Origin of the sequence: Cellulomonas sp. A375-1 (assembly GCF_001040865.1) — a bacterium.
GTDB lineage: Bacteria > Actinomycetota > Actinomycetes > Actinomycetales > Cellulomonadaceae > Cellulomonas > Cellulomonas gelida.
Genome location: NZ_LFKW01000157.1, coordinates 1 through 6,260, shown reverse-complemented (window position 1 = coordinate 6,260; position 6,260 = coordinate 1). Strand labels below are relative to the sequence as shown.

The window sequence follows — 6,260 nt, the reverse complement described above, 5'->3', positions numbered from 1 at the left end:
GCGGGCCGCGTCCCGACGCAGCGCAGCTCGATGCGCATGCTCTACGACGTCGACATGACGCTCACCGCCCAGATCGGCCGCACCACGCTGCCGGTCCGCCAGGTGCTCGACCTGGTCCCGGGCACGGTGCTCGAGCTCGACCGCGCGGCGGGCAGCCCGGCCGACGTCATGGTCAACGGCCGCCTGATCGCGCGCGGCGAGATCGTCGTCGTCGACGAGGCGTACGGCGTCCGGATCACGGAGATCGTCACGGACGAGGACGGACGCTGACCCATGGACGACCTCATGCTCGTCGGACGCGTGCTGCTGTCGCTGGCATGCGTCGTCGGGCTGATCTGGTACGCGGGGCGCAGGCTCAGCGGGACCACGACGCGCGTCGCACGGCGCGGCGGCGACGAGCACGAGGTGCACGTCGTCGGCCGGCAGGGGATCGGGCGGCACTCCGGGGTCGCGGTCGTCGCGATCGGGACGCGCCGCCTGCTCGTGGGGTACGGCGAGCAGCAGGTCACGATGCTCACGGAGCTCGGACCGGTGGTGCCACCGCCCGCCCCGCCTCCGTCGGCGGCGCCGCGCACACGGGTTCCGGCACCGAGACGGGCCCCGCAGCTCGAGCGGGCACACGGTGCGAGCACGACGCACGACGACGGGATTGCGGCCGCGGTGGGGGCGGCCGTCAAGCCCGGCAAGGTGGGTCAGCTCACGGGTCCGCTCGCCGGCTCCGTGCTCGCGCCGGACACGTGGCGCACGTTCGTGCGCTCGTTGCAGGAGCGGACGGTCAGACGGTGACGCGCGCCGTCCTCGCCCCCGGGTCCGCCCGGGTGGGGGCGTCGCGGGTACGACGAGTGGCCCTGCTGCTCGCGGTGACGTGCGCGCTCGTCGTGATCGGCGTGCTGGCCGCCGGCCCCACGTGGGCTGCACCCGCGCCGCCGACCGACCCGGTCGCGCCCGCGACCCCGGGCGGCGACTCCGTCTCGGTCTCGCTGAACGGTGTCAACGGCACGCCCAGCTCGTCCATCGTGGTGCTCGTCGCGATCACGCTGCTGTCGGTCGCGCCCGCGCTGATCCTCATGATGACGAGCTTCACGAAGATCTTCGTCGTCCTCGCGTTCACCCGGAACGCGCTCGGCCTGCAGGGCGTCCCGCCGAACCAGGTGCTCGCGGGGCTCGCGCTGTTCCTGTCGCTGTTCGTCATGTCGCCCGTGCTGGGCGACGTCAACGACGCGGCGGTCCAGCCGTACCTGTCCGGCGACCTGTCGTTCAGCCAGGCCGTCGACGTGGGTCAGGGACCGCTGCGGGACTTCATGCTCGCGCACACGCGCGAGCAGGACCTCGCGCTCCTGACGCGCGCCGCGGACCAGCCGAACCCGGCCACGCCCGCCGACGTCGAGCTCACGACGCTCGTGCCCGCGTTCTTGCTCTCCGAGCTGCGGTCCGCGTTCATCATGGGCTTCGTCATCTTCGTGCCGTTCCTCGTCATCGACCTCGTGACGTCGGCGGTCCTCATGGCGATGGGCATGATGATGCTCCCGCCCGTGATGATCTCGCTGCCCTTCAAGATCCTGCTGTTCGTGCTCGTCGACGGCTGGGGCCTGATCGTCACGTCGCTCGTCAGCTCCTACACCGGGAGCGGCTGATGGATACCAATGCCGTCCTCGACGTCGCGTTCGACGCGCTCGTCCTGGCCGCCAAGCTCGCCGCACCCGTCCTGGTCAGCGCGCTCGTCGTGGGGTTCGTCGTCTCGCTCGTGCAGTCGGTGACGCAGATCCAGGAGATCACGCTGAGCTTCGTGCCCAAGGCGCTCGCCGCGGGCGTCGCGCTCATGGTGTGCGGGCACTGGATGATCACCGAGCTCGTGACGTTCACGCACGAGCTGTTCGACCGCATCCCGTCGCTGGTCGGGGGCTGACGTGGGGCCGATCGCGCTGACGATGCCGCTCGCCCAGGTCGAGACCGTGATGCTCGCGAGCGTGCGGTTCGCGGCGTTCTTCGTCCTGGCGCCGCCGTTCGCGCACAAGGCCATCCCCGGGCAGGTCAAGGTCGCGCTGTCCCTGGGCCTCGCGCTCGCGGTCGCGCCTCGCCTCGAGCCGCTGGCCGACGAGCGCACGGCCGCCTTCCTCGCGGCGCTCGTCGCGCAGGCGCTCGTGGGCGCCGCCCTGGGGTTCGGGGTCATGCTCGTGTTCTCGGCGCTGCAGTCCGCGGGCGGGCTCATCGACATCTTCGGCGGGTTCCAGGTGTCGTCCGGGTACGACCCGCTGGGCATGACGAGCGGCGCGGTGTTCCAGCGCTTCTACCAGCTCCTGGCGCTCGTCCTGCTGTTCGTCACCGACGGCTACCTCGTGGTCGTCTCGGGGCTCGTGCGCACGTTCGACGCGCTGCCGGTCGACGCGATCCTCGACCCCGCGGCGGTCGCCGAGAACCTCGCCGGCGGTCTCGGCCAGATGTTCCTCGCGGCGCTGCAGATCGCCGGGCCCATGGTCGTCGTGCTGTTCCTCGCCGACGTCGGCCTCGGCCTGCTCACGCGCGTCGCGCCCGCGCTCAACGCGTTCGCGCTCGGGTTCCCGCTCAAGGTGCTGCTCACGCTGCTGATGTCCGGGTTCGCGGTCGTCGGCCTGCCCCACGTGGTCGAGGGGCTCACCGACCGGTCGGTCGTCGAGATGCTGGGGGTGCTGCCGTGAGCAGCGACGGTCAGGACCGCACCGAGAAGGCCACCCCGCAGCGGATGAAGGACGTGATCCGCAAGGGTCGCCTCGGACGTTCGCAGGACCTGTCGGCGTGGCTGGGCCTGGGCGCGGCCGCGCTCATGCTGCCCGCCGTGCTCACGCGCGCGCAGGGCGCCGCCGAGCACCAGCTCGCCACGGTGCGCGACATCGCGCGCAACCCCAGCACCGACGGCGCGCTGTCCGCGCTCGGCGAGGGGCTGACGAGCCTGCTCGGGACGCTCGCACCCTTGTTCGCGGGGGTCGTCGTCGTGGCGCTGACCGTCGGCATCGCGCAGGGCGGCTGGCGTCCGCGCCGGTTCCGGATCGTGCTCGACCACCTCAAGCCGAAGTCGGCGGTGCAGCGGCTCGTCGGGCCGCAGGCCTGGTGGCAGGGCGCGAAGACGCTGCTCAAGAGCGCGGTCGTCGGCCTCGTGCTCTACGTCGCGATCCAGTCCATGATCCCGCTGGTCCTCGCCTCGGGCCGGCTGCCGATCGGCGAGCTGCTCGCCCAGGCGGGCTCGGGGACGACGAACCTGCTGCGGCTGGGCATCGCCGCGGGCCTCGTGCTCGCGGCCGCCGACGTGTTCGTCGTGCTCCGCCGCAACCGCAAGCAGACCCGCATGACGCGGCGGGAGATCAAGGAAGAGCACAAGCGCACCGAGGGCGACCCGCTCGTCAAGGGTCAGATCCGCTCGCGGCAGATGGCCATGAGCCGCAACCGGATGCTCGCCGAGGTCGCGAACGCCGACGTCGTGCTCGTCAACCCGACGCACGTCGCGGTCGCGCTGCGCTACGAGCCCGGGACGGGTGCGCCGCGCGTCGTCGCCAAGGGCGCCGGGGCGGTGGCCGCCAAGCTGCGTGCCGTCGCCGCGGAGCACCGCGTGCCGATGGTCGAGGACGTGCCGCTGGCCCGCGCGCTGCACGCGACGTGCGAGCTCGGCCAGGAGATCCCCGCGCACCTGTTCACCGCGGTCGCGACCGTGCTCGCGTTCGTGATGGCGCTGCGCCGCAAGGGTGCCGCCGCGGGCCGGCACCGCCTGGCCACCGGGCCGACCCTGTCGCCCGACGACCCCATCGACCACCGGGCCGCCGCACGCGCGGCCCGCCGGCCCGCCCGGGCCGGCACGACGACCGCGACCTCCGGGAGGACGCCGTGAAGAACCGCTCGATCGCGCCCATGGCGGTGCCGGCAGGAGTCGTCGGCGTCGTCCTGCTGCTCGTCGTGCCGCTGCCGGCCGCGCTGCTCGACCTGCTGATCGTCGTCAACATCACGGGCTCGCTCGTCGTGCTGCTGACCGCGATGTACGTGAAGCGGCCGCTCGACTTCTCGGTGTTCCCGTCGCTGATCCTGGTGCTCACGCTCTTCCGGCTCGGGCTCAACGTCGCGTCCACCCGCCTGGTGCTGCGGGACGGCTACGCGGGCCAGGTGATCGACGCGTTCGGGCACTTCGTGGTCGGCGGCTCGCTCGTGATCGGTCTCGTGATCTTCCTGATCCTCGTCGTGATCCAGTTCGTCGTCATCACCAACGGTGCCGGGCGTGTGGCCGAGGTCGGCGCGCGGTTCACGCTCGACGCGATGCCCGGCAAGCAGATGGCGATCGACGCCGACCTGAACTCCGGCCTGATCGACGAGGACACGGCTCGCAGGCGTCGCGCCGACGTCGCCGCCGAGGCCGACTTCTACGGCGCGATGGACGGTGGCTCGAAGTTCGTCAAGGGCGACGCGATCGCCGGCATCGTCATCACCGTCATCAACCTCATCGGTGGCTTCGTCATCGGCATGATGCAGATGGGCATGTCCCCGGCCGAGGCGCTCGAGCGGTTCAGCCTGCTGACGATCGGCGACGGCCTGGTCACGCAGATCCCCGCGCTGCTGCTCTCGGTCGCCACGGGCATCGTCGTGACGCGGTCGACCGCCGAGGGCGACATGGGCACCGCGGCCGCGAGTCAGCTCACGCAGTCCCGCACCGCCCTGATGATCGCGGGCGCAGGGGCGATCGTGCTCGCGCTGATCCCCGGCATGCCCAAGGTGCCGTTCATCCTCGTCGGCACGGTCCTGATCATCACCTCGCAGCGGATCAAGTCCGCCGAGCGCAAGACCGCCGCGGACGAGGCCACCGCCGCCGCGAGCGACGCCGTCGCGCTGCCCGGCCCGGACTCGCCCGAGCAGCTCATCGAGCAGATGCGCGTGCACGTCCTCGAGGTGCTGCTCGCGCCCGACCTGGTCACGCTCGTGGGGGAGGGGCCCGACGGCGACCTGCTGGGCCGTGTGCGCGCGCTGCGGCGCAAGATCGCGCTCGAGCTGGGGATCGTCGTGCCGCCCGTGCGCACGCGCGACAGCGTGGACCTGCCGGCCTCGACGTACGCCGTGCGGATCGCCGGCGTCGAGGTCGGTCGTGGGCAGGCGCCTGCGGGCCGCGTGCTCGCCCTCGGCGACGACCTCGCGGCGCTGCCCGGGACGCCCGTCGTCGAGCCCGTGTTCGGGCTGCCCGGCAAGTGGGTGCCGGCCGAGCTGCGGCACGCCGCCGAGCTCGCGGGCGCGACGGTCGTCGACCGCGTGTCCGTGCTCATCACGCACCTCGGTGCGCTCGTGCAGCAGAACGCCGCGCGCCTCATGACGCGCGAGGACGTCCGCGTGCTCACCGAGGGCGTCAAGCGCGTCAACCCCTCGGTCGTCGAGGAGCTCGTGCCGGGCCTGCTGAGCCTGGGCGAGGTGCAGCGCGTGCTGCAGGGCCTGCTCGCCGAGGAGGTCCCGATCCGCGACCTCGGCCGCATCTTCGAGGCGCTCACGCTGCGCGCCCGCACGAGCACCGAGCCGGAGAGCCTGGTCGAGGCCGCGCGCGTCGCGCTGGGCCCCGCGCTCGCGGCGCCGCACGTCGAGGAGGGCGTGCTGCGCGTCATCACGCTCGACCCGATCCTCGAGCAGTCGCTGCTCGACGGCCTGCGCCCGGGCGACGGCGGCTCGCAGCTCGTCGTCGACCCGATGCGCGTCGACGCCGTGCTGCGCCAGCTGCGCGAGTGCGTCGCGCAGGCCGAGGCGAGCGGGCGGCCCGTCGTGCTGGTGTGCGCGCCGACCATCCGGCCCGCGCTGCGCCGGCTCGTCGCGCTCGGCCTGCCGCGCCTGCCCGTGCTGTCCTACACCGAGGTGACCGGCGCCGGAGTGACCGTCGAGACGACCCAGGTGGTGAGCGGTGGCCACGCGATTGCTGCTTGAGGGCTCGCACCTGGCGGCCCTGCTCGCGCACGTCGCGTCCGAGCTCGGCCCCGACGCGAAGGTCGTGCGCGCCGAGCGCGTGCGCAGCGGCGGGATCGCGGGGTTCTTCCAGCGGGAGCACTACGAGCTGACGGTCGACGTCCCGGACAAGCCGGCCGCGCCGCCGCGCCGCCCGCGGCGCCCGGCTCCCGTCGGGCTGGACGCGCTCGTGGACGCGGCCGACGAGGCCGACGACGCGACAGGCCTGCCGGGTGCGGCCGACGCGCCCCAGGTCTCGACCGGCAGCGAGGCGTTCGCCGACGTGCTCGCGCAGGTGCGCGCCCTGGCCGCCGACACCGGCGGGTTGC

The 6,260-nt window shown here is 73.1% G+C and carries 8 protein-coding genes; all 8 read left to right on the top strand.

The window, feature by feature from the left end; all coding sequences use genetic code 11:
- Positions 1-270: flagellar motor switch protein FliN (gene fliN, locus CWIS_RS19695; RefSeq protein WP_048344602.1), on the top strand; the 270-nt coding region annotated here is incomplete at its 5' end.
- A 3-nt stretch (positions 271-273) separates the two neighbouring features.
- Positions 274-786: a flagellar biosynthetic protein FliO gene (locus CWIS_RS17265; RefSeq protein WP_048344587.1), complete on the top strand. Its 513-nt coding sequence runs from the start codon at positions 274-276 to the stop codon at positions 784-786.
- Positions 783-1,634 (top strand): flagellar type III secretion system pore protein FliP, encoded by an 852-nt coding sequence (gene fliP / locus CWIS_RS17260; RefSeq protein ID WP_229747273.1) that lies wholly within the window; start codon positions 783-785, stop codon positions 1,632-1,634. The genes CWIS_RS17265 and fliP overlap by 4 nt, the downstream gene beginning before the upstream one ends.
- Entirely contained in the window at positions 1,634-1,906 is a 273-nt protein-coding gene (gene fliQ / locus CWIS_RS17255) for a flagellar biosynthesis protein FliQ (RefSeq protein ID WP_048344586.1), read from the top strand. The genes fliP and fliQ overlap by 1 nt, the downstream gene beginning before the upstream one ends.
- A 1-nt stretch (position 1,907) precedes the next feature.
- Complete coding sequence (locus CWIS_RS17250) at positions 1,908-2,675, top strand: flagellar biosynthetic protein FliR (RefSeq protein WP_174773472.1); 768 nt, start codon at positions 1,908-1,910, stop codon at positions 2,673-2,675.
- Positions 2,672-3,856, top strand: a complete 1,185-nt coding sequence (locus CWIS_RS17245; protein ID WP_255318533.1) for a flagellar biosynthesis protein FlhB — start codon at positions 2,672-2,674, stop codon at positions 3,854-3,856. The genes CWIS_RS17250 and CWIS_RS17245 overlap by 4 nt, the downstream gene beginning before the upstream one ends.
- Positions 3,853-5,913, top strand: a complete 2,061-nt coding sequence (locus tag CWIS_RS17240; RefSeq protein ID WP_082156581.1) for a flagellar biosynthesis protein FlhA — start codon at positions 3,853-3,855, stop codon at positions 5,911-5,913. Before CWIS_RS17245 ends, CWIS_RS17240 begins: the two co-directional genes overlap by 4 nt.
- Positions 5,891-6,260: hypothetical protein (locus CWIS_RS17235; protein WP_048344585.1), on the top strand; the 370-nt coding region annotated here is incomplete at its 3' end. The genes CWIS_RS17240 and CWIS_RS17235, both read left to right, overlap by 23 nt.